This window comes from Streptomyces sp. NPDC048434 (genome assembly GCF_043200375.1).
In the GTDB taxonomy this organism is placed as follows: Bacteria; Actinomycetota; Actinomycetes; order Streptomycetales; family Streptomycetaceae; genus Streptomyces.
On record NZ_JBICXQ010000002.1, the window covers coordinates 281921 to 308749 of the forward strand.

Annotated in this window: 20 protein-coding genes and 1 riboswitch; of the genes, 8 read left to right on the forward strand and 12 right to left on the reverse strand. The window is 70.4% G+C overall.

The features are described 5' to 3' along the window. Positions 1-84: 84 nt before the first annotated feature. Positions 85-1305 carry a MerR family transcriptional regulator gene (locus ACGFWI_RS03585; RefSeq protein WP_393904239.1) on the forward strand — a complete coding sequence of 407 codons (1221 nt, stop codon included), beginning with the start codon at positions 85-87 and terminating at the stop codon, positions 1303-1305. A gap of 241 nt (positions 1306-1546) precedes the next feature. On the opposite strand, the gene ACGFWI_RS03590 is transcribed toward ACGFWI_RS03585, so the two are convergent. Continuing rightward, positions 1547-2896 carry a carotenoid oxygenase family protein gene (locus ACGFWI_RS03590; RefSeq protein ID WP_393904240.1) on the reverse strand — a complete coding sequence of 450 codons (1350 nt, stop codon included), beginning with the start codon at positions 2894-2896 and terminating at the stop codon, positions 1547-1549. Continuing rightward, on the reverse strand, positions 2893-3483 hold the full coding sequence (locus tag ACGFWI_RS03595) for a hypothetical protein (protein WP_393904241.1): 591 nt from the start codon (positions 3481-3483) through the stop codon (positions 2893-2895). Before ACGFWI_RS03595 ends, ACGFWI_RS03590 begins: the two co-directional genes overlap by 4 nt. Positions 3484-3621: 138 nt before the next feature. Here ACGFWI_RS03595 and ACGFWI_RS03600 point away from each other — a divergent pair, with 138 nt between their 5' ends. Next, entirely contained in the window at positions 3622-4206 is a 585-nt protein-coding gene (locus ACGFWI_RS03600; RefSeq protein WP_393904363.1) for a PadR family transcriptional regulator, read from the forward strand. A 144-nt stretch (positions 4207-4350) separates the two neighbouring features. After that, on the forward strand, positions 4351-4893 hold the full coding sequence (locus ACGFWI_RS03605) for an RNA 2'-phosphotransferase (protein WP_393904242.1): 543 nt from the start codon (positions 4351-4353) through the stop codon (positions 4891-4893). A 102-nt stretch (positions 4894-4995) separates the two neighbouring features. Here the strand turns inward: ACGFWI_RS03605 and ACGFWI_RS03610 are convergent, their stop codons facing one another. The 3 genes from ACGFWI_RS03610 to ACGFWI_RS03620 all read right to left on the reverse strand — a co-directional run bounded on the left by ACGFWI_RS03610 (position 4996) and on the right by ACGFWI_RS03620 (position 7753). Beyond that, a complete protein-coding gene (locus tag ACGFWI_RS03610; protein ID WP_393904243.1) occupies positions 4996-5559 on the reverse strand; it encodes a hypothetical protein in 564 nt (187 codons plus the stop codon). Between the two features lie 100 nt (positions 5560-5659). Next, positions 5660-6559, reverse strand: coding sequence for a zinc metalloprotease HtpX (gene htpX / locus ACGFWI_RS03615; protein WP_393904244.1), 900 nt, complete (start codon positions 6557-6559; stop codon positions 5660-5662). Between the two features lie 294 nt (positions 6560-6853). Then, positions 6854-7753 (reverse strand): LLM class flavin-dependent oxidoreductase, encoded by a 900-nt coding sequence (locus ACGFWI_RS03620; protein ID WP_393904245.1) that lies wholly within the window; start codon positions 7751-7753, stop codon positions 6854-6856. A 156-nt stretch (positions 7754-7909) separates the two neighbouring features. Between ACGFWI_RS03620 and ACGFWI_RS03625 the strand changes: the two genes are divergently transcribed. Further along, on the forward strand, positions 7910-8887 hold the full coding sequence (locus ACGFWI_RS03625) for an HAD family hydrolase (protein WP_393904246.1): 978 nt from the start codon (positions 7910-7912) through the stop codon (positions 8885-8887). 52 nt (positions 8888-8939) lie between these two features. Here the strand turns inward: ACGFWI_RS03625 and ACGFWI_RS03630 are convergent, their stop codons facing one another. The 5 genes from ACGFWI_RS03630 to hisC form a co-directional block, all read right to left on the reverse strand. Beyond that, positions 8940-10619, reverse strand: coding sequence for a GAF domain-containing sensor histidine kinase (locus ACGFWI_RS03630; RefSeq protein WP_393904364.1), 1680 nt, complete (start codon positions 10617-10619; stop codon positions 8940-8942). A 229-nt stretch (positions 10620-10848) separates the two neighbouring features. Next, positions 10849-14589 (reverse strand): thiol reductant ABC exporter subunit CydD, encoded by a 3741-nt coding sequence (gene cydD / locus ACGFWI_RS03635; RefSeq protein ID WP_393904247.1) that lies wholly within the window; start codon positions 14587-14589, stop codon positions 10849-10851. A gap of 49 nt (positions 14590-14638) precedes the next feature. Further along, a complete protein-coding gene (gene cydB / locus ACGFWI_RS03640; RefSeq protein WP_393904248.1) occupies positions 14639-15640 on the reverse strand; it encodes a cytochrome d ubiquinol oxidase subunit II in 1002 nt (333 codons plus the stop codon). Positions 15641-15649: 9 nt separating this feature from the next. Beyond that, complete coding sequence (locus ACGFWI_RS03645; protein WP_393904249.1) at positions 15650-17158, reverse strand: cytochrome ubiquinol oxidase subunit I; 1509 nt, start codon at positions 17156-17158, stop codon at positions 15650-15652. Between the two features lie 326 nt (positions 17159-17484). Further along, positions 17485-18564, reverse strand: a complete 1080-nt coding sequence (gene hisC, locus ACGFWI_RS03650; protein WP_393904250.1) for a histidinol-phosphate transaminase — start codon at positions 18562-18564, stop codon at positions 17485-17487. Positions 18565-18967: 403 nt separating this feature from the next. Here hisC and ACGFWI_RS03655 point away from each other — a divergent pair, with 403 nt between their 5' ends. From ACGFWI_RS03655 to ACGFWI_RS03665, 3 genes are all read left to right on the forward strand, one after another. Beyond that, on the forward strand, positions 18968-20068 hold the full coding sequence (locus tag ACGFWI_RS03655) for a LacI family DNA-binding transcriptional regulator (protein WP_393904251.1): 1101 nt from the start codon (positions 18968-18970) through the stop codon (positions 20066-20068). A gap of 263 nt (positions 20069-20331) precedes the next feature. Next, positions 20332-21459, forward strand: coding sequence for a metallophosphoesterase (locus ACGFWI_RS03660; protein WP_393904252.1), 1128 nt, complete (start codon positions 20332-20334; stop codon positions 21457-21459). A gap of 229 nt (positions 21460-21688) precedes the next feature. Further along, on the forward strand, positions 21689-22573 hold the full coding sequence (locus ACGFWI_RS03665) for a hypothetical protein (protein ID WP_393904253.1): 885 nt from the start codon (positions 21689-21691) through the stop codon (positions 22571-22573). Between the two features lie 113 nt (positions 22574-22686). Here ACGFWI_RS03665 and thiC read toward each other — a convergent pair whose 3' ends face one another. Beyond that, complete coding sequence (gene thiC / locus ACGFWI_RS03670) at positions 22687-24471, reverse strand: phosphomethylpyrimidine synthase ThiC (protein ID WP_393904254.1); 1785 nt, start codon at positions 24469-24471, stop codon at positions 22687-22689. Continuing rightward, positions 24465-24621, reverse strand: a riboswitch (TPP riboswitch). (Overlaps the previous gene by 7 nt.) A 71-nt stretch (positions 24622-24692) precedes the next feature. Here thiC and ACGFWI_RS03675 point away from each other — a divergent pair. Continuing rightward, positions 24693-26099: a YibE/F family protein gene (locus tag ACGFWI_RS03675; RefSeq protein ID WP_393904255.1), complete on the forward strand. Its 1407-nt coding sequence runs from the start codon at positions 24693-24695 to the stop codon at positions 26097-26099. Between the two features lie 168 nt (positions 26100-26267). Here the strand turns inward: ACGFWI_RS03675 and ACGFWI_RS03680 are convergent, their stop codons facing one another. After that, entirely contained in the window at positions 26268-26690 is a 423-nt protein-coding gene (locus ACGFWI_RS03680) for an SsgA family sporulation/cell division regulator (RefSeq protein WP_088798884.1), read from the reverse strand. Between the last annotated feature and the right edge of the window lie 139 nt (positions 26691-26829).

Here is a 26829-nt window from a genome sequence, read left to right on the forward strand (position 1 = left end):
CCTCCCCGGCCGCACGGGCCGCGGCGGGCGCGGTGGACCGCGCTGCCCTCTCGTAGCGCGCGGCCTCTCGTAAGGAGCACCTCAGTGACCGAGCAGCCGCCGACGGCCGAATACCGCATCGAGGACCTGGCGCACCTCAGCGGCGCCACGGTCCGCACGATCCGCGCCTATCAGGACCGCGGGCTGCTCCCCCGCCCACAACGCCGGGGCCGGGCCAATGTCTACGGCGACACCCATCTGGCCCGGCTGCGCCAGATCGCCGATCTCCTCGACCGCGGCTACACCCTGGCCAGCATCAAGGAACTCCTCGGGGCCTGGGACGCGGGCCTCGATCTCGGCGGGGTCCTGGGCCTGGTCGCCGAGATCGACGGGCCGTGGACCGACGAGGAGTCGTCCCGCATCAGCCGCCAGGACCTGGACGCCGCCTTCGGGGGCACCTCCGACGAGGAAGCGATCGCCGAGGCCGTCGCACTGGGCGTTCTGGAGAGGATCCCCGGCGAGGGCGACGAGTTCCTGGTCCCCAGCCCGCAGGAACTCGCCGTCGCCGCCGAACTGCACTCCGCCGGTGTCCCGCTCCGGGCGATCTCGGGTCATCTGCGGGAGGTGCGGGGCCAGGTCGAGCACATCGCCTCCCGCTTCCTGGACTTCACCACCGAGCATGTCTTCCAGCCCTTCCTGGACCACCCGCCCACCGAGGCAGAGGCCGCGGAAGCCGCCGCGCTCGTCCGCCGGCTGCGCCCCCTGGCCCAGCAGACCATTGACGCCGAACTCGCCCGCGCCATGCGCACTCTGGCCACCCGGTATCTGCGCCATCACCTCAGCGAGGCACTACCGGCAGAGGCGCACGGGCCCGGGGGAGCGGAGGGCCCGGCGTCGGTGGCGGTGGCGGCGGACCGCGCCGAGCGGGCGCCTGCCGGGACGCCCACCGAGGCGGGAGCCGGGCCGAGAGCCGAGGCGGGAGCCGGAGGCGTGCCCGGTCCACGGGCCGCTCCCGGGCCTCCGCCGGTCGTCCCGACGGCCGCCCCGACAGGCGCCCCCGGGCCGGTCACGGACCCCCGTACCGCGACCGGCCCGGGTGCGGTGCCGGAAACCGTGCTGCTCCCCGCCGAGGCCGTACAGGCCGTACGGGCTCTGGTGGGCGCGGAGAACACGGCCGCCTTCATCGCCGCCGCCGCACACCGGGAGGTGCAGGCCCGCACCATGGACGCCCTGGCGTCGGGCGGAAGCGGGAACGCGCCGGCGGGCGAAGCGGCCGACACCGACACCGAGCACCAGGCGGGCAACGTGCCCGGACAGCACACCTAGGCCCGTCGCCAAAGTCCCGTCGTTCGTGCGGACGGCACACCTGGTCCGACGACCACGCCGACGCCGATGTCCACGCCGAACTCTTACCGGGGCCGGGGCGGACCCTGCTCCGCCTGCGGCACGGGCTCCGGCCGCGAGCCCGTGCCGCCCCGTCGGGAGCCCGCCCGCCTCCCGCCGTACACCGTCTTGAGTTGTCAAGGATCAGGCGGTGCGCGGTCCCCCCACCGCGCCCTTCAGGGCTTCAGCCGGCCGGATCCGGGAGCCAGTTGCCATGGAAGCCGTACGGCACTCGCTGCGGGAGATGGACCGTGGCGACCGGGTCGGCGGATATGTCCTCCGCGTCGAGTACGACGAGATCGCTGGTGTCCGTGGAGGCGTCGTAGACATAGGTGATCAGCCAGCCCGGCCCTCCCGGGCGATCGTCCGCCGGGGCGAAGACGGCCTCAGCAGGAGTGCGCCCCGGGCCGAAGTCATGCCGGACGACCGCACCGGTCTGCAGGTCGTAGCGGAGCAGGGCGCCGGGTATCGGACCGCTGCCCGGCAGCTCGCCGGTGGTGGCATGACCGAAGCGGGCCGGCAGCCCGGCGAGCCGGTCATCCACCCTGGGGAACTCGCAGAAACGGTCGTCGAGTTGATCCTCGGTGACCGCGCCCGTCGCGAGGTCGATGGTCCAGCGCCAGAGGTAGGGCGGGGTCATGGCGCCGTATTCGGCGTAGCGGGACACATACAGAACGATCCGCTGGTCACCGTCGTCGTGGGCGTTCAGGGCGTGGAAGACATAGCAGGGGTCGATGGGCAGCCAGCGGACCTCGCCGTAGGGGTCGTCACGCCGCAGCACCCCGAGCCGGGCGCCGTACTCCGGGTCCCAGCGGAACGGCATGCCGGGGTGGTTGCGGTCGGCGACCACCGGGAGGTCCATGAAGATGACGTGGCGGGCGGTCAGATGGAAGTCGTGCATCATCGTGTGCCCCGGAACATCGATGGGGCGGCTGATCACCAACTCCCCTGACGCGTCGGCACGGTGGTAGGTGAGATGGGGCGGGGTGGGGCCGCCGTATCCGAAGAAATGCAGCTCGCCGGTGGTGGGACAGGTTTTGGGGTGGGCGGTCATGGCGGTGGTGAGCCGGCCCCCGAAGTCATGGGCGCCGATGGTCTCCAGCTCATGGCCGGGGCGGCAGTCGATCTCATAGGGGAACGACGACTCGACCAGTGCGAGGGTGCGTCCGGCATGCCGGACGATATGGGTGTTGGCCACGCCCGCCGCCAGATTGCGGCGGCCCTGCGCGTCCACCGTGCGCTCGCCCTCGGTGAAGGTGGAGGTACGGACCCAGCGGTTGCGGTAGGAGACGGCCCGGCCGCCCTCCAGGCGCAGACCGTGGACCATGCCGTCGCCGAAGAACCAGTGCGGACTGGCGGCGTCCCGCGGGTTGGGGCCGTTCCGCAGGAACCAGCCGCTGAGCTCGGGCGGGATCGTGCCCGTGACCGGGAGGTCGTAGGCGGTCAGCTCATCCTTCACCGGGGCGAAGTTGCCGGCCATGTGCGGTGCGGGGGCGTGTGATGCGGACGGGGTGGTCGAGGGTGTGGTGGTCATGAAGCCAGGCCTCCTTGGGCGTCGCCCCGCACGCCGGACTTCTCCATGAAGCGGGCACGGGCCCGCTCCGGGTAGGCGGCGGTGAAGCGGAGGGGTAGGACGAATCCGGCGATCTGAATGACGATCGAGATGATGACGCTCCACGCATGGGCGGAGACGACGGTCTGGGCGATCGCGGTGAGGGTGAAGGACAGCGCCCACGCGGCCGTGAGCACGACATTGATGCGACGGAACAGCGGGGTGTGCCAGACCTCCGGCGGGGCCATCCGCCGCGCGATCGCCATCGTGAAGGGCCGCTGCACGGCGATCGACACCCAGGCGATGAGCGCCAGCCAGCCCGTCGACAGGGCACTGCCGTACATCTTGAGACCGCTGTCGGGACGGGCGAAGGCCAGCACGGCGAGGGCGGCGAAGAACAGGATCGTGCCGTACTCCAGCAGCCGGTAGTCGAGCGAAAGGCCCGCGGAACGGTCGGCGATGAGCAGCGCGACGGATAGCACCAGGCCCGCGAGCGCCCCCCACTGCCAGCCGAGGGAGGACACCCCCGCAAAGACCAGCCACGGAATGAAGCTCCGCAGGTAGTTCATGATTCCCCCTCTTCACGCACGACCGCGCGCCTCAGTGCCGGGACGAGTAGCCGCATTCGCGACACCTTCCAACTTCGACATGTCGAACATAGAAGCTCCACCTTTGACATGTCAATAGTGGAAGGTAAAGTGCTGACCATGAGCCTGAGACATGCCGTGCTGGGCCTGCTGGCCGAAGCCCCGGCCAGCGGATACGACCTGATGAAGCTGTTCAACGCCACGCTTTCGAACGTCTGGCCGGCCACGCAGAGCCAGGTGTACGGCGAGCTCACCAAACTCACGACCGCCGGCCTCGTCGAGGTCGCCGCCCACGGCCCCCGCGGCCGCAAGGAATACGCGATCACCGAGGACGGCCTGGCGGAGCTGCGCCACTGGCTCACCGAGATCGAGCCCAGCGGCCCCCAGCGCCATGACGGCCTGCTGCGCGTCTTCTTCCTCGGCATCGTCACGCCTCTCGAGGCACAGACATTTCTCCTGCATCAGGCCGAGCGCGCCGCGCATACCCGCGCCACGCTCGAGCACCTCGAAGAGACCGCCGAGTGGGACGAGGAAATGATTTCGGTCTACGGGCGCATCGCGCTGGAGTACGGCCTGCGGATGTCGGCGACCCAGGAGGAATGGGCCCGCTGGGCAGCCGAAGAGGTGACCAGCGCAAGGGCGAGAAAGGCGAGCGCGCTCGCAAGGGCGCAGCACACGGAGGGCGGGCAGGCCGAAGAGGAGTGACGGGCCGGGCGACGGCCGTCGAGGCCCTCGGTCACCCGACAGGCCCGCGGGGCGGACGGCTGACAGCGCCGCCCGGCACCTGCCGCAGCCTCCCGGGCCCACAATTCAGGTGCCGTCGCCCGCCGTGCGCGGCACTCTGGAACCATGGAAAACCAGCGCTCCGTGCGCATCTCGAAGTATCTGGCGAAACATCTGCGCCACGAACCGGACCGGATCGGCATCACCCTCGACGCCCAGGGATGGGTGTCCGTGGAAGAACTCATGACAGCGGCCGCGCGGCATGGATTCCGCTTCTCCCGGGCGGAGTTGGAGGCGGTGGCCGCCGGCAACGACAAGCAGCGTTACGCCATCGAGGACGACCGGATCCGCGCCAACCAGGGCCACTCGGTGCGGGTCGACCTCGATCTGCCGCCGGCCGTACCACCCGCCCATCTCTTCCACGGCACGGTGGCCCGCAGTGTGGCCGCCATCCGGGAGGAGGGGCTGCGGCCGATGTCGCGGCATGCCGTCCATCTCTCGCCCGACCGCGAGACCGCGACCCGCGTCGGCGCGCGGCGCGGCAAGCCCGTGGTCCTGACCGTCGACGCGGGTGCGATGCACCGCGCCGGCCATATCTTCCGGGTCAGTGCCAACGGGGTCTGGCTCACCGGCCGCGTACCGGCCCCGTTCCTCCGCTTCCCGGGCTGAGCCCTCGCCCGTAGGACCGGGCCGAAATCCGTGTGCCCCACAGGGCCGGCCCGCCCCACCGCCCCCGTGAGCCCGCCCCGGCGGCCCCGCGACAGCGCCTCCTCAGAGCCCCGGCGCCCCCCACACCGGGAACCACCGCGCCAGATCCTGCTCGATCGTCAGGTCGTCCCCGAGCATCGCCCGCACCTCCAGTTCGAGCGGATTGTCGCGCTTCTCGCCGCCGCCCTCCTTCGGGGAGAAGGGGTAGAACGTGCCGCGCTTGTAGAGGTAGACCAGCGCCAGCGGCCGCTGCCGCTCATCGCGGAAGCCGACCAGCGAACACAGCAGCTGCGGGCCGAAACCCGCTTCCTCCAGAGACGTATTGACCGCGTGCAGGTCGTTGACCAGGCCCGCCACATCCTCCGGCGGATGCTGTGCGAGCAGCCAGGTGTAGCCGTACGCGTCCTGCGTGAACTCCACCGAACCGTCCAGCAGGGACCGGGCCTCCTCCTGGATGCGCGAGAACGTCCCGCCCTCGACGCTCGCGAAACACACCGACCCCAGGCCGGTGGGTTCAAATCCGGCCGCGGCCTGAAGGGTTACCGCGGCGGACGGCAGCGCGAAGAGCCGGTCGAGATCGGGGCTTACCGGTTTGCTGCGGCCGAGGATGACGTCCAGAAATCCCATGCGCGACTTACTCCTTGCTCGATACGTCCGGCCCCACTGCGCCGGTCATCCCGTCCGGCCACTGCGCCGGTCACCACATCCGGCCCGGCCGCGCCGTTCATCACGCCCGCCCCAGCTGCGCCGAGATCTTGGCCAGTTGGTCCAGCCGCTCTTCCAGCGTCGGGTGCGAGGACAGCAGCCGGCTGAAGCTCTCCTTGTTGAACGCCGGGGCGAAGTAGAAGGCGTTGAACGGCTGGGCCTTGCGCAGATCCTCGGTCGGGATCCTTGCGATCTGGCCGGTGACCTTGGTCAGTGCGGCGGCCAGCGCCGAGGGACGGCCGGTCAGCAGCGCGGCGGCCCGGTCGGCGGACAGCTCGCGGTAACGGGACAGCAGCCGGGTCAGCAGGAAACTGATCGCATAGACGACCACGCTCACGGCGGTCACGATGAGCACGGCGATGGCCGCGTTCTGGTCCCGGTTGTTGCGGCCGATACCGCTCCACAGGGCGGCCCGGGTGATGATCCCGGCCAGTACGCCGAGGAAGGAGGCGATGGTCATCACCGCGACATCGCGGTGCGCGACATGCGAGAGCTCGTGGGCCAGCACCCCCTCCAGTTCCTCCGGCTCCAGCCGCCTGAGCAGCCCGGTGGTGGCACACACCAGGGAGTTCTTCCGGCTGCGGCCGGTGGCGAAGGCGTTCGGCACATCCGACTGAGCGATCGCGACCCGCGGCTTGGGCATATCGGCCAGCGCACACAGCCGGTCGACGGCGCCGTGCAGTTCGGGCGCCTGCTCCGGGGTGACCTCACGCGCGCCCATGCTGAACGCCGCGATCCGGTCACTGAACCAGAACTGCGCGACGAACAGGGCACCCGCGATCACCAGCACCACCACCCAGGCGCCCTTGAGCAGCACCACCAGCACGCCGACGACCACGACGTACAGCAGCCCGATGAAGAACATCGTGGTGACCATGCGTGTGGTCAGCCCGCGGTCCGGGGCGAATCGGGTCTGTGCCATGGCTCCTCCGCAACGCCGCAGTTCGCGCAGTGCGCCGACCGCCCACGCGCCGTCCCCGCACCGCGCGCCGCGGGCAGCACACTGCGCCGCTGTCCCGATTCTCCCTCTTGAGGGCTATATAGGGGGTAAAGCCCAGGCCAGGGGACTGCCGGGCGCGCCGGGCGGCGGGACACATGCGGTGCCTGGGGGCGGAGACGGCTCGGAGGAGCGGAAACGGCTCGGAGGAGCGGAGGCGACTCCGGCGGGGTCGAGACGAACCGGCGGGCCGTAGGGGACCGCCGGACCGTGCCCCGCCTACCGGGCGCCCAGCTGCGCCGGCCCCTCCGTGGCAATCCGCTCGAACACCGCGGCATCGGCCTCGAAGACCGAATCGGCGATCGGCCAGTGGAGGACCAGCTCGTCGATGCCCAGCTCGGCGTGACGTCCGGCGAAGTCGACGAAGGCGTCCACGGAGTCCAGCGGACGGTCCGGGGTGAAGCCGGTCAGCATGATCTTCTGCAGGTCGGCGAGGTCCCGGCCCTGGTCGGCGCAGGCCTTGCCCAGCCGCTCCAGCTGTCCGCGGATCGCCTCACGCGACTCCTCCGGCGTACCGCCCCCGTTGGAGACCTTGGGATCACCGGTCGTCACCCAGGCCTGGCCGTACTGGGCGGCCAGCTTCAGCCCGCGCGGCCCGGTGGCCGCCACCGCGAACGGCAGCCGCGGCCGCTGCACACAACCGGGGATGTTGCGCACCTCGTGCGCGGAGTAGTGGTCGCCGGCGTAGGAGACGACATCCTGGGTCAGCAGCCGGTCCAGCAGCGAGACAAACTCGGCGAAGCGGTCGGCCCGTTCCCGCGGCGCCCAGGGCTCCTGGCCGAGCGCGGTGGCGTCGAAGCCGTTGCCGCCTGCGCCGATGCCCAGGGTGATCCGGCCGTCGCTGATGTCGTCGAGCGAGATCAGTTCCTTGGCGAGGGTGACCGGGTGCCGGAAGTTCGGCGAGGTGACGAGGGTGCCCAGCCGCATACGGGAGGTCGCGGCCGCGGCCGCGGTCAGCGTCGGAAGGGCGCCGAACCAAGCCTGGTCGCGGAAGCTCCGCCACGAGAGGTGGTCATAGGTGTACGCGGCGTGGAAACCCAGCTCCTCGGCGCGCTGCCATGCCTCCCGTCCGCCTTCGGACCAACGGCAGACGGGGAGTATCACGGTGCTCAGTCGCATACCCCCGAGCGTACGGCCGTCCGGAGGGTACGGACGATTCGCTCGATGCCCTGGACGGCTCCGCCACCGCCGCCCGTACGCCATGGGCCGGCCGCCTCGGGCTCATGCGCGCAACCCACCGCACGCCTGTGCACGGCGGTACGGGAAGATGGCCCCGTGACTGATGCCCCCGCCACGCCACCACGGGCGCCCGAAACGGCCGTTGCGCCCCGGCTGATCGCCACCGACCTCGACGGCACGCTGCTGCACGACGACAAGACGGTCTCCGACCGGACGATCGCCGCGCTGGCCGCCGCGGAGCAGGCCGGCATCCAGGTGTTCTTCGTCACCGGGCGCCCGGCCCGCTGGATGGGCGTGGTCAGCGACCATGTGCACGGCCACGGCCTGGCGATCTGCGCGAACGGCGCAGCCGTCGTCGATCTGCACCGCGGCGGCCGGATCGTCGAGGTCAGCCCCCTGGAGCGCACCGTCGCGCTCACCGTCGTGGACGCGCTGCGCAACGCCGCACCCGGCGTCTCGTTCGCTGTCGAGCGCACCGGCGGCATCCACTACGAGCCGCAGTACCCGCCCCTCCTCCTGGACCCGGCCGCGGTCGTCGCACCGGCCGAGAAGCTGCTCGCCGAGGACTTCGTCTCGACGCTGTGTCCGCACCCGGCCGGACCCGACGGCGCCCAGGGGGCGAGCGCCTCGTCCGGTGGCCCCGAGAGCCCCACCGATCCCGCGGGCCCCGCCTTCCCCGAGCAGCCCGTGATCAAGCTGCTGGCGCACCACCCCGAGCTGGACCCCGACGCGTTCCTCACGCTGGCCCGGACGACCGTGGGCGCTCTCGCGTCCTTCACCCGGTCCAGCCCCACCGCCCTCCTGGAGATCAGCGGGCCCGGCGTCAGCAAGGCCGGCACCCTCGCCCGCTGCTGTGCGGAGCGCGGCATCTCCCCGGAGGAGGTCGTCGCTTTCGGGGACATGCCGAATGACATAGAGATGCTGACCTGGGCCGGTACCTCGTACGCCATGGCCAACGCGCACCCGGACGTGCTGGCTGCCACGACGGGCCGTACCGCATCCAACAACGACGACGGCGTCGCGGCCGTCATCGAGCGGATCCTGCACCACGGCCCTCCACGGGGCGACCGGTAGCACCGAGGGCGACGGCGCTGCGGCGGCCGGATTCACGTCGACGCCCGCCCCCTCACAGCGGCGCTTCCCACCTCACCCTCGTCCCCGTGCCGTCCTCGCCCAGCCCCGGGCCGTACGAGCTGGCGCCGCCCAGCGACTCCGCGCGCTTGGCGAGGTTCTTGAGGCCGCTGCGGCGACCGCCGTCCGCGATGCCGATGCCGTCGTCGGCGACGGTCAGGCGGACGCCGTCGTTGCCGTCCGGGAGGCGGATCGTGGCGTCGACGACGACCTCGATCCGGGAGGCCTCGGCGTGCCGGAAGGCGTTCGACAGCGCCTCACGCAGCGCGGCGATCAGGTTTTTGCCGGTCAGCTCGCCGACCCGGGAGTCGACCGGGCCGACGAAGGTGGCCGACGGCTGGAAGCCGAGCGGTACGGCTGCGGTGCCGATCTCGCGCAGGACCCGGGTCCGCAGCCCGGACGGCGCCTCGGCCGGTCCCTGTTGGAGGGCGAAGATCGCGGTCCGGATCTCCTGGATGGTGATGTCCAGCTCGTCGACGGCCTTGCCGACGCCCCGGGCCACCTCGGGCACGACGGATCTGCGCTGTGCGCTCTCCAGGATCATGCCCGTCGCGAAAAGCCGTTGAATGACGAGATCGTGCAGGTCACGGGCGATCCGGTCGCGGTCCTCGTAGACGGCGAGCCGCTCGCGGTCGCGCTGCGCGTCGGCCAGCACCAGCGCCAGCGCGGCCTGCGCCGCGAACTGGGTGGCCAGCGTCCGCTCTGCGGCGGTGAACGGGCGGGCGCCCCTGGCACGCGGGGTCGCAAGGGTGCCGAGCACCCGGCCGCCGCTTTTGAGCGGCAGCATCATGCTGGGGCCGAAGCGGGCCGCGATATCCGTGATCATCCGCGGGTCGGTGGCCGAGTCGTGCACGAACACCGGTTCCCCGGCGAGAAGTTGCTCGACCACCGGGCTGTGGGGCGGAATCTGCGTCCCCATGATCCCGGTGGGGTCGTCCGCCGACACCGCGACGATCTCCAGACCGCCCCCCTCGTCGGGCAGCAGCACGATGCCGGCCGCCGAGTCCGCCAGCTTGCGGGCCTGCTCGGCGACCACCGCGAGCGCATCGTCGACATCGCTGCCGGCGAGAAGTTCGGTGGTCACCGCCACGGAGCCGTCGATCCACCGCTCCCGCTGCCGGGTTGCCGCATGCACCCTGGCGTTGCCGATCGCGATACCGGCCTCGGTGGCCAGCACCCGCACCATGTGCAAATCCTCCTCGCTGAACTCCCCGCCGCCGCGCTTCTCCGTCAGATAGAGGTTGCCGAAGATCTCGCCCTGGACCCGGATCGGCACCCCGAGGAACGTCCGCATCGGCGGGTGCCCGGCCGGGAACCCGGCCGAGCGGGAGTCCTTCGTGAGGTCGCCGAGGCGCAGCGGCTTGGGATCATGGATGAGCGCACCGAGCAGGCCCTTGTGGCCGTCGGGCAGCGCGCCGATCCGTTGGTGCTGTTCCCCGTTCACCCCGTGCGTCACGAAGTCCGACAGCCCCTCGCGGGCATCGTCGATGATCCCGATCGCGGCATAGCGGGCGTCGGCGAGCTCGGCGGCGGTCTCCACGATCCGGTCCAGGGTGATGTGCAGATCGAGACCCGCGCCGACGGTACGCATCGCTTCCAGCAGCTGCGGCACCCGGGCGGTCAGCTCGGACGACAGGCCCCGCAGACTGCGGGTCGCCTCGGTGGCGGCGTCCATGGGGTCGGGGACGGCACCCGCGCCCTCGCTCCCGGCCTCCCTGGGGTCCGAGGGTGGGGGTTCTGCCGTGGCTGCCATGCCATGAGCCTAATAAGGGCTGTTTTCTTAGGAAAGTCCAGTTATGCGAGGAGTCGGGACGGGGCAGGAGACGGGAGCCCGGTGCAGGGCGGAGGCATGGCCGGGTGCGGGCCCGGGGCGGTCCGCCGTCCCGCGCCACCGGCAGCCCGCCTCATGCCACCGGCTGCGCGTCGTCGTGCACCACCGGCTGCGCGTCGCCGTATGCCACCGGCCGCGCGTCGCCGTACGCCGTATCCACCGCCCGCTCGCGCTCCAGCATCCGCCGGAACGGACCGTCGGCCGCGGCCAGCTCCGTGTACCTCCCGCGCTGCGCGACCCGCCCCTGGTCCAGGACCAGCACCTCGTCGACGGCCTCGAGACCGGTGAGCCGGTGGGTGATCAGGACCGTCGTACGGCCCTCGGTCGCGGCCAGCAGATCGGCGGTCAGTGCATCGGCGGTGGCCAGATCGAGGTGCTCGGCGGGCTCGTCCAGAACGAGTACCGGGAAGTCCGCGAGCAGGGCACGCGCCAGGGCCAGCCGCTGCCGCTGACCACCGGACAGCCGGGCGCCGTGCTCGCCGACCATGGTGTCCAGGCCGTCGGGCAGCCCGCGCACCCAGTCCGCGAGCCGCGCCCGGCCGAGCGCGTCCCACAGGTCCTGGTCGGCGTCGCCCGAGGTGCCGCGCCGGTCCCGGCGGGCGAGCCGGAGGTTCTCCCGCAGCGAGCTGTCGAAGAGGTGCGCGTCCTGCGCACACAGCCCCACCAGCCGCCGGACCGCGTCACCGTCCACCGTCCGGGCATCCGTTCCGCCCAGCAGGTACGTCCCCGACTCCCGGTCCACAAAGCGCAGCAGCACCTGCGCCAGCGTGGTCTTGCCTGAGCCGGACGGGCCGACGACGGCGAGCCGGCGGCCGGCGGTCAAGGTGAAGCCGACGCCGTCCAGCGCCGGCCGGTCCTGTCCCGGGTGGCGCGCGGTCAGATCCCGTACTGCCAGCGGAAACGGCGTCTCGGGAGCGTCGGCGGGCACGGCCGGCTCCTGCACCGGGACCGGGGCGTCCAGCACCTCGAAGACCCGCTCGGCGGCGTGCCGGGTGCGCCGGCGGTACTGCACGGCGAGCGGCAGCCCGGTCACCGCCTCGAATGCGGCGAGAGGGGTGAGCACGACCACGGCCAGTGCCACGCCCTCCAACCGGCCCTCATGCACGGCCTGGACGCCGGCCACCGCCGCCGCGACGACCGTCAGCCCGCACAGCAGCGCCGACAGCCCGGCGCCGGTCCCGGCCACGGTGGCCGAGCGGGAGGCGATCCGGGTCAGATCCCGGTCGGCGCGCCGCACCGATTCCGTACGGGCGGGGAGGGCACCGGCCACCGTCAACTCGGCGGTTCCGGTGAGGACATCGACGACGCGGGTCGCGAGCCGTCCGCGCGCGGGCGCCAGTTGACGCTCCGCCCGCCGGGCCAGCGCACCCGAGAGCAGGGGCACCCCCACACCCGCGAGCAGCAGGCCGACGGCGAGGATCACACCGGCCTCCGGCAACAGCCATCCGGTGAAACCGACCGCGCCCGCGCCGACCAGTACCGCCGCCCCGACGGGCAGCAGCCAGCGCAGGAAGTAGTCCTGCCCCGCATCGACATCGGCCACCAGGCGCGACAGCAGATCGCCGCGGCTGCGCTCCTTCAGCCCGGCCGGTGCCAGCCGCTCCAGCCTCCGGAAGACGGCGACGCGTACCTCGGCGAGCATCCGGAACACCGCGTCATGGGCGACCAGTCGCTCGGCGTACCGGAAGACCGCACGGCCGATACCGAACGCCCTGGTCGCGGTCACCGCCACCATCAGATACAGCACCGGCGGCTGCTGCGCCGCCCGTGAGATCAGCCATCCCGAGGTCGCCATCAGGCCCACCGCGCTGCCCAGCGCAAGGCTCCCGAGCAGCAGCGCCATCGCGAACTGCGCCCGATGGGCACGGGCCGTCCGCCGCAGCCGGGTGAGCGCCGAACCCCGGGCGAGGCCGGGGTGGAAGTCGGGCTCGGTGCCCTCGTCTTCGTCCTTGTCCGGAGCCCCGGCTGCCGCCTCGGCGGAGTCCCGTTCCGCGGCGGACGGGGCCATGGCCGTCTCCTGGCGCGCAGCCGCCGCCACGGCCACACCGGCGCGCGGCTCCGCACCCACCGCACCCGGCAAATCCGCCTCACCCGCCGGATCCGGCAACCGCACCACCCGGTCCGCCACCGCCAGCAGCGCCGGCCGGTGGACGACGAGCAGGACCGTACGGCCAACGGCGAGCCGGCGCACCGCGGCCACGATCGCCTCCTCGGTCGCGCCGTCCAGGTTGGCGGTGGGCTCGTCCAGGAGCAGGATCGGGCGGTCGGCGAGGAAGGCGCGGGCGAGCGCAAGGCGCTGGCGCTGGCCGGCCGAGAGCCCGGAACCGGACTCGCCGAGCCGGGTCGCCATGCCCTCCGGGAGCGCGTCGATGAAGTCCAGCGCGCCCGCGTCGTCCAGTGCGGCGCGCACCGCGGCGTCCTCCGCGTCCGGACGCGCCAGCCGTACGTTCTCGGCGATGGTGCCGGCGAACAGATGCGGGTGCTGCGGCACCCAGGCGATCCGCTGCCGCCAGCTCTCGGGAGAGAGGCTGGCGATGTCCCGGCCGTCGACGAGGGCCCGGCCCGCGTGAGGCTCGGTGAAACCGAGCAGCACGCTCAGCAGCGTCGACTTGCCGGCGCCGGAAGGACCGATCAGGGCGACGGTCTCGCCGGGCCGGACCTCGAACGAGGTCGCCGGGAGCGAGTCGGCGGTGCGCCCGGGGTGGCGGACCACCAGATCCTCCACGGCCAGCGCCGTGCCCTCGGGCGCGGGTGCGGTGCCGGGCGTACGCAGCGGTGTCTCCAGTACCGCGAAGATCTCCTCCGCGGCCGAGAGCCCCTCGGCCGCGGCGTGGTACTGCGCGCCGACCTGCCGCAGCGGCAGATAGGCCTCGGGCGCCAGCACCAGCACCATCAGGCCGGTGTAGAGATCGAGTTCGCCGTGCACCAACCGCATACCGATGCCGACCGCGACCAGCGCGACGGAGATGGTGGCGAGGAGTTCGAGCGCGAAGGACGAGAGAAAGGCGATCCGCAGGGTGCGCATCGTCGCCCGGCGGTATGCGCCGGTGATGGCCCGGATGGAGGCGGCCTGAGCCTTGGCCCGGCCGAAGACTTTGAGGGTCGGCAGGCCCTCGACGACATCGAGGAAGTGTCCCGACAGCCGGGCGAGCAGCCGCCATTGGCGGTCCATCCGTGCCTGGGTCGCCCAGCCGATCAGGATCATGAACAGCGGGATCAGCGGGAGGGTGAGGACGATGGTGAGCGCCGAGATCCAGTCACCGGTGACAATCCGCGCCAGCACCGCGAGGGGGACGACGACCGCCAGCCCCAACTGCGGCAGATAGCGGGCGAAGTAGTCGTCCAGCGCGTCGATGCCGCGGGTGGCGAGGGCGGTGAGTTCGCCGGTGCGCATCTCCAGGGTGCCCGCACCGCCGGGTGTGCCCGCGCCGTCCGCCCCCGGACCGTACGGACCCGCAGCCTGTGCGCCACCGTCCGTGCGGCCGATCACCGCGCCGGGCCCCAGCCGTGCCGCCCGCTCGATCAGCCGCATCCGCAGCTCGGACTTGACCGCCGCGCCGGCGCGGTGCGCGGCCAGCTCGGTGAGCCAGGAGACCAGACCGCGCCCGATGGAGATCGCGGCGAGCAGCACCAGCGGTGTGGTCAGCGCGCCGGGATCGAGGTCGTGCTGGAACGCCCCGACGACGATCTCGGCGATCAGCATCGCCTGGCCGACGACCAGGCCCGCTCCGGCCAGCCCGAGTACCACCACCGCGACCAGGAAGCCGCGGGTGGCGTGGGCGTAGCGGAGCAGACGCGGGTCGACCGGTTTCACGTGAAACTTCCGTCCTGCTGGGGCCGCCCCCGAGAGGGCGGCGACTCAGCTAGTGGGCATCGGCGATGTGCTGGGTGCCGATGCGCTTGCGGAACACCCAGTACGTCCACCCTTGGTAGAGCATCACCAGCGGTGTGGCGAAACCGGCACACCACGTAATGATCTTCAGGGTGTAGGGGCTGGACGAGGCATTGCCGACCGTGAGGCTCCAGCTCTCGTTCAGCGTGGACGGCATGACGTTCGGGAAGAGCGACAGGAACAGCATCGCGACCGCGGCCACGACGGTGACGCCGGAGAACGCGAACGCCCAGCCCTCGCGCCCGACCTTATTGGCCCCGAGTGCCGCGACCAGCGCGACCACCGCGACGATCATGGCGATCAGGCTGCTGCTGTCGCCCTTGTCGGCCTGGGTCCAGCCGAGGAAGCCGACCGTCGGCACCGCGGTCAGCGGTCCGAGGACGGTCGCCATCCTGCGCGCCCGCTCCCGGATGTCGCCCGTCGTCTTCAGCGAGGCGAACACCGCACCGTGGAAGGTGAACAGCGTCAGCGTGACCAGCCCGCCCAGGATCGCGTAGGGGTTCAGCAGATCGAGGACGCTGCCCACATATTCCTTGTGAGCATCGATCTTGACGCCATGCACGATGTTGCCGAACACGACACCCCACAGCACCGCGGGCAGCAGCGAGGTCCAGAAGATCGCGTTTTCCCAGTTCCGCTGCCAGTGCTCCTCGGTCCGCTTGTGGCGGTACTCGAAGGCGACCCCGCGCACGATGAGGCACACAAGGATCAGCAGCATCGGCAGATAGAAGCCGGAGAAGAGGGTGGCGTACCAGTCGGGGAAGGCGGCGAAGGTCGCACCGGCCGCGCTGATCAGCCAGACCTCGTTGCCGTCCCAGACCGGGCCGATGGTGTTGATCAGTACGCGCTTCTCACGCCGGTCGCGGGCGAGGAGCTTGGTGTGGATGCCGATTCCGAAGTCGAATCCTTCGAGGAAGAAGTACCCGGTCCAGAGGACGGCGATAAGGACGAACCAGACGTCGTGGAGTTGCACAGTCGCCTCCTAGTACGAGAAGGCCATCGGCCGGTCGGCGTCCGTGCTGTCGCCGCCGATCTTGGTGGGCGGGTTGAGGTCGGAGTCGGTGAGCTCCTGCGGTCCGGCCTTGATGTACTTCACCAGCAGCCTGACCTCGACCACGGCGAGGATCGCGTAGAGCGCGGTGAAGACGATCATCGAGGTGAGCACCTCGCCCTGCGAGACACCCGGGGACACCGCGTCCGAGGTGCGCAGCACGCCGTAGACGGCCCAGGGCTGGCGGCCCGTCTCGGTGAATATCCAGCCCCACGAATTCGCGATGAGCGGGAAGCCGAGGGTGATGAAGGCGAGCGACCAGTACCACTTGCTCAGGCGGGCACCGAGCACCTTGTTCTTGGTGAGCGCGAGGTGCGGTGTTTCCTCGTCCCCCGTCCGCAGCCCCGGGGCCAGCCAGAACTTCTTACGGGTGAGCCAGAGCCCGGCGAGCCCGATGGCGAACGACGACATCCCGAAGCCGATCATCCAGCGGAAGCCCCAGTAGGCGACCGGGATGTTGGGCCGGTAGTCACCGGGCCCGAACTTCTGCTGCTCGGCCCTGTTGACGTCGTTGATGCCGGGGACCGGCGAGGTGAAGTCGTTGTGCGCGAGGAAGGACAGCAGGCCGGGGATCTCGATGGCGACCGTGTTGTGGCCCTTGTCGACATCGCCGTAGGCGAAGACCGAGAACGGCGCCGGCTCTTCCTTGTCCCACAGCGCTTCGGCGGCGGCCATCTTCATCGGCTGCTGCTTGAACATGACCTTTCCGAGCGAGTCGCCGCTGACCGCGGTGAGGATGCCCGCGATGACCAGCGTGATCAGCCCGAGCCGCAGTGACGTCCGCATGACCGTGATGTGCTTCTTGCGCATCAGATGGAAGGCGGCGATGCCGACCATGAACGCGGCGCCGGTCAGGAAGGCCGCGGTCAGCGTGTGGAAGACGACGACCAGGGTGGTGTCCTGGGTCAGCACCTTCCAGAAGTCGGTCAGCTCGGCACGGCCGTTCGCGGCGTTGTACTTGTAGCCGACCGGGTGCTGCATCCAGGAGTTCGCCGCGAGGATGAAGTACGCCGACAGGATCGTGCCGATCGAGACCATCCACATGCAGAAGCAATGGATCTTCTTCGGCAGCTTGTCCCAACCGAAGATCCACAGGCCGATGAAGGTGGACTCGAAGAAGAACGCGATGAGCGCCTCGAAGGCCAGCGGGGCACCGAAGACGTCACCGACGAATCGCGAGTAGGCGGACCAGTTCATACCGAACTGGAACTCCTGGACGATGCCGGTGACGACACCCATCGCGATGTTGATCAGAAACAGCTTGCCCCAGAACTTGGCGGCCTTGAGGTACTTCTGCTTGCCCGTGCGTACCCATGCGGTCTCCAGTCCGGCCACCAGAGCGGCGAGGGAGATCGTCAGGGGGACGAACAGGAAGTGGTAGACGGTGGTGATGCCGAATTGCCATCGCGCCAGAGTCTCTGGCGCCAACGCCAGTTCCATGCCGTGCTCCTTACGTCGCCGTTGCACTACCGCAGTGCCCCATTTGAACCCCGCAAAGGGGCACATAACAGGCGCGCTTGTGAACGCGTTCACATTCACAAGCAATTATCTCCTACCGCTCCTCAGCCTTCTCTGTGGGGGGTACGTGACTGCGGTCACGCCGGAATCCAAGGCGCGCGACGCCTTCCCCCGCAACGTCCCGGGCCCCCTCCACGGCGGCCCCCGCACCCTGGTCACCGCCCGCAGCGGGGATCAGATCCGGCCACATACGACCCGAGGCCGCAGGTCAGCAGACCCACGGCCTCGGTGCCACGTCCGACGGCGGCTTACAGCGCCTTGCGGAACTCCTCCGCGGCCTGCAGGAACAGGTCCATCGCCGGGCTCTCGCCGATCGTCACCCGTACGCCCTCGCCGGCGAACGGCCGCACGACCACCCCGGCCCGCTCGCAGGCCGCCGCAAAGTCGGTCGTACGGTCCCCCAGCCGCAGCCAGACGAAGTTCGCCTGCGACTCGGGAACCGTCCAGCCCTGCCCCAGCAGGCCGTCCACCACCCGCGCCCGCTCGGCCACCAGCGCATCGACCCGCTCCAGCAGCGCCGCCTCGCTGCGCAGCGACGCGACCGCCGCCTCCTGCGCCAGCTGGCTCACACCGAACGGCACCGCCGTCTTGCGCAGCGCCGCGGCCACCGGCTCATGGGCCACCGCAAAGCCGACCCGCAGTCCCGCCAGGCCGTACGCCTTGGAGAAGGTGCGCAGCACACACACATTGGGACGGTCGCGGTAGAGGTCGATGCCGTCCGGCACCAAGGGATCGCGCACGAATTCGCAGTACGCCTCGTCCAGCACCACCAGCACATCGCTCGGCACCCGGTCCAGGAAGGACTCCAGCTCCGCACGGCGCACGACGGTGCCGGTGGGGTTGTTCGGGTTGCAGACGAAGATCAACCGGGTCCGGTCGGTGATCGCGGCGAGCATCGCATCCAGGTCGTGCACCTCACCGGAGGTCAACGGGATCTGGACGGACCTGGCGCCGGAGACCTGGGTGATGATCGGGTACGCCTCGAACGACCGCCAGGCGTATATCACTTCATCGCCGGGCCCGGACGTCGCCTGGACCAGTTGCTGGGCCACGCCCACCGATCCGGTGCCGGTCGCCAGATGCTCCACCGGTACCGAGAACCGCTCGGACAGCTCCGCCATCAGGCCCGTGCAGGCCATGTCCGGGTAGCGGTTGAAGGAACCGGCGGCGGTCACCGCACTCTCCAGGACTCCCGGCAGCGGCGGATAGGGGTTCTCGTTGGAGGACAGCTTGTACGTGACGGGGCCGCCGGTCGCCGCCGGCCGCCCCGGCTTGTAGGTGGGAACGCCGTCCAGCGCAGCACGCAGCTTCGGGGTCTTCTCGCTCACCGCAGGTCCTCCTCGACCGTCCTGCTCTTCTCCAATACTGCACACCTTATGAGGATTGACCCGTTCGGCGGCAGTCCCGGCCCGCCGCCGAGCTCACCCACGCACCCCGGCCCGCTACCGGGAAGCCCCGCGCAGAGCCTCAGAGGGGCGCCGTCCAATCCGGCGTGCGCCGGTGGCTTACGCCGTGGCGCGCATCCCCCGTCAAGGTGACTTGAGACCGCTTCGAGACCTGAACCGATCGACAGATGAAGGCACCACATCTCCCCCAGAATGATCACCTATTGTGCCAACTCCCTTTGTTTTCCCGAGAATTGACGGCTCCCTACCATGCAGAAACGTACCTCTTCACAGCTGTCGGCCAAGCCCCGCGAATGGCCCTAATGAGCCCTACTATCGGCTCGCCATGACAGCAGCAGGGAAGCACCAGGTGAGCCGGTCGACCGGTCGCCGGCTGGGGCGGGCGGGCATCCGGGACGTGGCCGCCGCAGCCGGTGTGTCGATCACGACTGTCTCCGACGCGCTCAACGGCAAGGGCCGGCTTCCGGATGCCACCCGTAGCCATGTCCGCGAGGTGGCCGACCGGCTGGGCTACCGCCCGTCCGCAGCCGCCCGCACCCTCCGTACCGGCAAGTCAGGGCTCCTCGGCCTGACCGTGACCACGTACGGGGATGAACCTTTCACCTTCACCGAATTCGCGTACTTCGCCGAGATGGCCAGAGCGGCCACCTCCGCGGCCCTGGCCCGCGGCTATGCGCTGGTCATCCTCCCCGCGACCTCCCGCCACGACGTGTGGTCCAACGTCGCCCTGGACGGCACCGTCGTCATCGACCCCGCCGACGGCGACCCCGTCGTCACCGAGCTCGTCCGGCACGGCATCCCGGTGGTCTCCGACGGCCGCCCCGGCGGCGCGCTGCCCGTCACCGGCTGGGTCGACAACGATCACGAGGCCGCCGTCCTCGGCCTGCTCGACCATCTCGCCGACGCCGGCGCCCGTCGCATCGGGCTGCTCACGGGCAACACCACCGACACCTACACCCGCCTGTCGACCACCGCCTATCTGCACTGGTGCGAGCGGGTCGGCCAGGATCCGGTGTACGAGTCCTACCCGGCACATGACCCGTGCGCGGGAGCCGTCGCCGCCGACCGGCTGCTGGCCCGCCCGGACCGCCCGGATGCCGTCTACGGGCTCTTCGACCCCAACGGCACGGATCTGCTCGCCGCCGCCCGGCGCTACGGCCTGAGAGTGCCGGAGGACCTGTTACTGGTCTGCTGCAGCGAGTCCACCCTCTACGCCGCCACCGAGCCGCCCGTCACCACGCTGTCCCTCAAGCCGCGCCGCATCGGCACCGCCGTCGTGCAGATCCTCATCGACGCCATCGAGGGGCTCGACAACGGCCGGCCCGTCGAACAGGTGATACCGACCGACCTGATCATCCGGGCCTCGTCGCAGCGACGTTCGCCCAGAACGACCGTCAGCCCACCACGAGGACCCACCGGCGACTGATCGTGCTCCCACATACGAGCGACTGTGTGATCACTTCTACGAGGAAAAAACAGGGTGATCACGGGAGAAACCCACCGCGAATGCCGGGCTTCGGCGGATTGACCACCCCCGGGTGCGTCACAACCTGCGATCGGCATTCCTATGATGGGCGCACGACACCGCGGACCGCCGTCGACCAGGCAAAGGTCCGAGAGGTGCACGGCGGCGCGACGGTGGAGGGGTCGATGACTCAGGGGGCCAGTCAGGGACCCATGGTGTGGACCATGGCGGGAGAAACTCCGGCGTCTGTTCCGCCACCCGGAGTGCCCTCCGGCGCGTCCGCCGGGTCCCCCGTGCCGCCTGCCGGCCCGCCGCTCGACCTTCCCGCCGGCACCCCGGCCGCGCCTCCTGCCGCGCCACCGGCTGCGCCCCCCGTGGTGCCGCCCGCCGCCCCGCCGGCCGAGTTGCCCGAGGAGTACACGCCGACCGCGCGCGACCTCCCGGTGATCGAGTCCGGCCGTACGGACACCCTCATCGACCGCCCGGCCGTCGTCCCGGTGCCCGAACCGGCCCAGGACCCCGACGCGCCCGAGGGCATGGGCCCGCTGTACGTCGTCGGCGATGTGCACGGCTACTACGACGAGCTGCGCGAGGCGCTGGCCGCCGAGGGCCTGATCGACGCCGACGGCAACTGGGCAGCCGGCAACGCCCGGCTCTGGTTCCTCGGCGACTTCACCGACCGCGGCCCGGACGGCATCGGCGTCATCGACCTCGTCATGCAGCTCTCCGCCGAGGCCGCCGCGGCCGGCGGCTACTGCAAGGCCCTGATGGGCAACCACGAACTCCTGCTGCTGGGCGCCAAGCGGTTCGGCGACACCCCCGTGCAGTCCGGCGCCGGCACCGCCTCCTTCCAGGCGGCCTGGCTCCTCAACGGCGGTCAGAAGACCGATATGGACCGCCTGGAGGACCACCACCTCCAGTGGATGGCCCGCCTGGACGCCGTGATGGAGGAGGACGGGCATCTGCTCGTGCACTCCGACACCACCGCCTACCTCGAATACGGCGACTCCATCGAGGCGGTCAATGACACCGTCCACGACGTGCTCACCCGCAGCGACGCGGACGAAGTCTGGGATCTGTTCCGCAAGTTCACCAAGCGTTTCGCCTTCCGCGACGAGGCCGGCTCGGACGCCGTACGCGAACTCCTCGACGCCTACGGTGGCGACCGTGTCGTACACGGCCACAGCCCGATCCCCTATCTGCTGGGCGAGGTGGGCACGGAGGACAGCGAGAGCGAGGGCGTCGCGGTCGACGGTCCGCACGTCTACGCAGACGGTCTGGCCATCGCCATGGACGGCGGTATCACGATGGCCGGAAAGCTATTGGTCGTTCAACTTCCGCTGACTGGCTGAGCGTTATCGGGGCAGGCGTGCGGCAGCCGGACGGCGGGCGGCCGGCACGCCGTCGGGGGACGGTACGGGCGGAAACCGGTCGTGGCATTACTCAAATTCCGTAAACTCTCTGTCACCCTGCGCCGGAGTCGCTCTACCATCGGACTATCCGTAGCAGGCTCTCCTCCGTTTCCGCCCACTGCCCGGCCAACGCCGGCCGTACGGCCCTACGGAGCATCGGGGGATCCACATGAACAGCGCTCCGCACCTGCTGAACGAGGACCGCGCGGAATTTGCGCGGATCCTTGATGAGGCGCTGCGCACCGCCGAATACCGCCCGGACGACTTCACCGCCGTCGCGGGAAACCATCTCAATACCGAGCAGTTGCGGACGATGGCGCTCAGCGCGACCACCGCCATCGCCGCGTGCGCCACGGCCGAATATCAACGCTATGTAGAGCTCCGCGCCGAGTTGCGCGCACCGACACCCGCACCGTCCCGCGCCGAAGCGGACGGCGAGGAGCAGAGCGTGGGGGATGACGGGAGCTCAGGACCGGCCAGTGCCACGGCCTTGGGCGAGGCCGAAACCACCGGCGCCGGACTCACCGCCATGGTCGCCGTCCTCGCGCCCGTCCTCGCCGGCATCGCCGCGGTCCTCTTCCTCCTCATCGGCTATGTGCTGCGTGCCATCAGCCCCGACAAGTCGCTGGCGCAGCCGCTGATCAGCGTCGGCTGGATATTCGCGGCACTGACCGCCGCAGGCACCCTTGTCGCGATGGCCGGCCTGGTCATCACGGCGCTGCGCAACGGCTCGTCCGCCCAGGCCGCCAGAGCCGGCGAACTGGGCAAGGCGCTGGACCACGCGCGTGAGGTGTGGCGCCGCGCCCTCCTGGAGCGCGGCGTGCTGCCCTTTCTCCGGGAGGCCCTTGCCGACCCCACGGCCACTCCGGACGACGACCCGGTCCGCTATGTCCCCCGCCGCACCCCGCCGTCCGAGAGCCGCATCCCCACCCTCGGCTACACCCGCCCCGAGTTCACCAGCCCCGACAACGGCTCCTCGGGGTCCCGCCCGCGCTACTCCAGCCCGGACTTCACCAGCCCGGATCACGGGGGACCGGACCACCAGCCGGATTAGGGCCTGCCCGGCGCCCTGCACGTCACGGGGCCGCCTGCCGGCCCCGGGGCGGGCAGGCGGAAGGCCCCCGCCTTTTCGGCAGAGGCCTTCACACGGAGGCGTCCGAACGACGGCTAGTCCGCGATCGGCAGATACACGCGGTTACCCGCCGCCGCGAACTCCTTCGACTTCTCGGCCATCCCCGCCTCGGGGTCGATCGACAGGTCACCCCCGTGCTCGCGGCGGATGTCCTGGCTGATCTTCATCGAGCAGAACTTCGGGCCGCACATCGAGCAGAAGTGGGCCGTCTTCGCCGGCTCGGCGGGCAGCGTCTCGTCGTGGAAGGCGCGGGCCGTGTCCGGGTCGAGGGCCAGGTTGAACTGGTCCTCCCAGCGGAACTCGAAGCGGGCGTCGGAGAGCGCGTCGTCCCATTCCTGGGCGCCCGGGTGCCCCTTGGCCAGGTCGGCCGCATGGGCCGCGATCTTGTACGTGATGACGCCGGTCTTGACGTCGTCGCGGTCCGGCAGGCCCAGATGTTCCTTGGGCGTGACGTAGCAGAGCATCGCGGTGCCCCACCAGGCGATCATCGCTGCTCCGATACCGGAGGTGATGTGGTCGTAGGCGGGCGCGATGTCGGTGGTCAGCGGGCCGAGCGTATAGAACGGGGCCTCCTCGCAGATCTCCTGCTGGAGGTCGATGTTCTCCTTGATCTTGTGCATCGGGACATGTCCCGGGCCCTCGATCATGGTCTGTACGCCGTGCCGCTTGGCGATGGTGTTCAGCTCGCCGAGCGTCCGCAGCTCCGCGAACTGCGCCTCGTCGTTGGCGTCCGCGATGGATCCGGGGCGCAGGCCGTCACCCAGCGAGTAGGTGACGTCGTACGAGGCGAGGATCTCGCAGAGCTCCTCGAAGTGCGTGTAGAGGAACGACTCCTTGTGGTGCGCCAGGCACCAGGCGGCCATGATCGAGCCCCCGCGGGAGACGATGCCGGTCTTGCGGCGGGCCGTCAGAGGGACATAGCGGAGCAGCACACCGGCGTGCACCGTCATGTAGTCGACGCCCTGTTCGGCCTGCTCGATGACGGTGTCCTTGTAGACCTCCCAGGTCAGGTCCTCGGCCTTGCCGTCGACCTTCTCCAGCGCCTGGTAGAGGGGGACCGTGCCGATGGGGACGGGGGAGTTGCGCAGCACCCATTCCCGGGTGGTGTGGATGTTGCGGCCGGTGGAGAGGTCCATCACCGTGTCGGCGCCCCAGCGGGTCGCCCAGGTCATCTTCTCCACCTCCTCCTCGATGGAGGAAGTGACCGCCGAATTGCCGATGTTGGCGTTCACCTTCACCAGGAAGTTCTTGCCGATGATCATCGGCTCGATCTCCGGGTGGTTGATGTTGGACGGCAGCACCGCCCGGCCGGCCGCGATCTCATCGCGGACGAACTCGGGCGTGACGTTCTCGCGGAGGGCGACGTACTCCATCTCCGCGGTGATCTCGCCGCGCCGGGCGTAGGCGAGCTGGGTGACCGCGGCGCCGTCACGGCCACGGCGCGGCTGGCGGGGGCGGCCCGGGAAGACCGCATCGAGGTTCTTGAGACCGCCGCGCGGCGAGGTGTGCTTGAGGCCGTCGTCCTCCGGCCGCATGGGTCGGCCCGCGTACTCCGCGGTGTCGCCGCGGGCGATGATCCAGTTCTCCCGCAGCGGCGCCAGACCACGGCGGACGTCGGTATCGATTTGAGGGTCGGTGTACGGCCCTGACGTGTCGTAGAGCGTCACGTCCTTGCCGTTGGTGAGGTGCACCCGCCGGACGGGGACGCGAAGGTCCGGGCGCGATCCGGAGACATAGCCCTTGTGCCAGCCAATCTGCGGCTCATTGCTGCCGCTGGCACCGTTTCCGTTTTCGGGCGTGTGTGCATCCTGCAGAGTCATAAGACCCAACTCCCTACGCCGGCATTACCCGGTAACAGGTTCGGCGGTCGACGCAGCGGCTTCCATCCATGGGCGTTTCACGTGAAACGCCGCTGGGACGAAGGTCAGCGCCCTCTCAGCCCGGTGCTCCGAGCTCCCGCGATTGCAAAGGTGGCACCACGGTAGCGGCCGATGTGGCGGAGTGAACAGGGGGCCCCAGGAGTTCTTGCGATGATCTAGCGGTGAGCCCTGACGAGTCCCACCACCATTCCGCCGTGCACTCACATGCGCACAGCCATGGCCCTGCCACGCCCGTCTCCCGGCATCTGCGCAAGGTCATCGCGGCGGTGCTGATCCCCTTCGCGGCCGCGGTGGCGGTCGGTCTCGTCGTGCTCTGGCCGGGCGGCGCGCCACCCCACAAGCCGTCCGGCGTCGGCTTCGACCAGCCCACGGAGCGGGCCCGAGTCATCAAGGTGGCGGAGGTGAACTGTGCGGATGTCCATGCCGAGCAGCAGCCCCAACAACCGTCTCCGACAGGGCAGCCACCGGCCGGGGGAGCGGCCAAGGGCAAGCCCTGCCAGCAGACGACGATCAAAGTCACCACGGGAGAGAACGCCGGGCGCACCTTCCAGACGGTGGTGACGCCGGACGCCCTGCGCCACTACACCACCGGCCAGGACGTGGTGGTGGCGTACTCCCCCAAGGCGCCGAAGGATCTGCAGTATTCGGTCAGCGATGTCGACCGGACGCTCCCGATGTGGGTGCTGGCTGCGATCTTCGCATTCGCGGTGGTGATCGTCGGCCGACTGCGTGGCGTCCTGGCGCTGGTGGCACTGGCGGCCAGCTTTGCGGTCCTGACGCTGTTCATCCTCCCGGCGATCCTGCAGGGTTCGAATCCGCTGGTGGTGGCGGTGGTCGGGGGAAGCGCGATCATGCTGATCGCGCTGTACCTGTGTCATGGGCTGACGGCCCGTACGTCGGTGGCCGTGCTCGGCACCCTCGCCTCACTGCTGCTGATCGGGCTGCTCGGCTCGGTGTTCATCAACTGGGCGCTGCTGACCGGCAATACGGACGAAACGACCGGGCTGGTGCACGGCCTGTACCCCGACATCGAGATCCGCGGCCTGCTGCTCGCGGGGATCATCATCGGGTCACTGGGTGTGCTCGACGATGTGACGGTGACCCAGACCGCCGCCGTCTGGGAGCTCAAGGAGGCGGACCTGGCCGCCGGCTGGCGCAAGCTGTACGGCGCCGCGATGCGGATCGGCCGGGATCACATCGCGTCCGTCGTCAACACCCTTGTACTGGCCTACGCGGGTGCCGCGCTGCCGCTGCTTTTGCTGTTCTCGATCGCACAGAGCAGCGTCGGCACGGTCGCCACGAGCGAGGTGGTCGCGGAGGAGATCATCCGCACGCTCGTGGGCAGCATCGGACTGGTCGCCGCAGTGCCGCTGACGACGTTGCTGGCGGCCCTGGTCGTCTCGGCGGACCGGAAGGGACAGGGCGCGGTGGGGAGTGACGGCGGGGCAGGAGCCGGACAGCGCTCCGGGGCGGGTTCCGGAGTCGGGGTTGGCGCCGACGTGCCGATGGGCGCCACGGAGTCCCGGCCGGGCCGGCGCGGGGGACGCGGCAGGCGCCGTAAGCGGTGACGGGACTCGGGGCCGGTCCGGCAGGCAATGCAGACCGTGAGCGGAGCGGGGGCACGGGGACAGGTGCGAGGAAGGGCAGACGGTACGGCGGGGCGGAGCACACGGGTACGCGGGATGACCGGCGCACCCGGTACGACACCGTCGTGAACGGCCCGTCCGGGGTCGGGGTCAGCCGGCCGGTGCCTCCGTGAGGATCCGGTCGAGTACAGCCTCCAGGGTGTCGCAGACCTCTTCCTTGCCCAGCGGTACGAGCCGGTCCGTACGGTCCAGGAAGGCGACCAGCGGCGCCGCGCTCACCCGGAACAGCGCACGCTCGGCGCCGACTTGAAGGCTGATGAAGACATCGCTGAGGTGCGCGGGGGAGGCCGGCTCGATACGCACATCACCCTCACCGGACGGCCGACTCAGCCCGTCCAGCAGCAGCTCTCGACCGAACGCCCACGTCACGGGCGCATCGCCGGGCAGATCGAAGGTGAGGCGGACGGCGTACGGATCGGCGCTGGCGAAATCCAGCTCCACCGGAATCCGGAACGCGAGCTCTTCCGAGACGACGAAGCTCATGATCACTTCTGCCTGAACTGTGTCGGTCATCAACCACTGCCCCGCACTTGATCGGAGATGGCCGGGAAGCATCGCCCGTAGCCCTATTGGCGCCATCGTCTGCCAGGCGCAAGCAGATCACAAGGAGTGAGTTTCCAGATACTGACAGAGAAGGCGAGTGTCGTTAGTG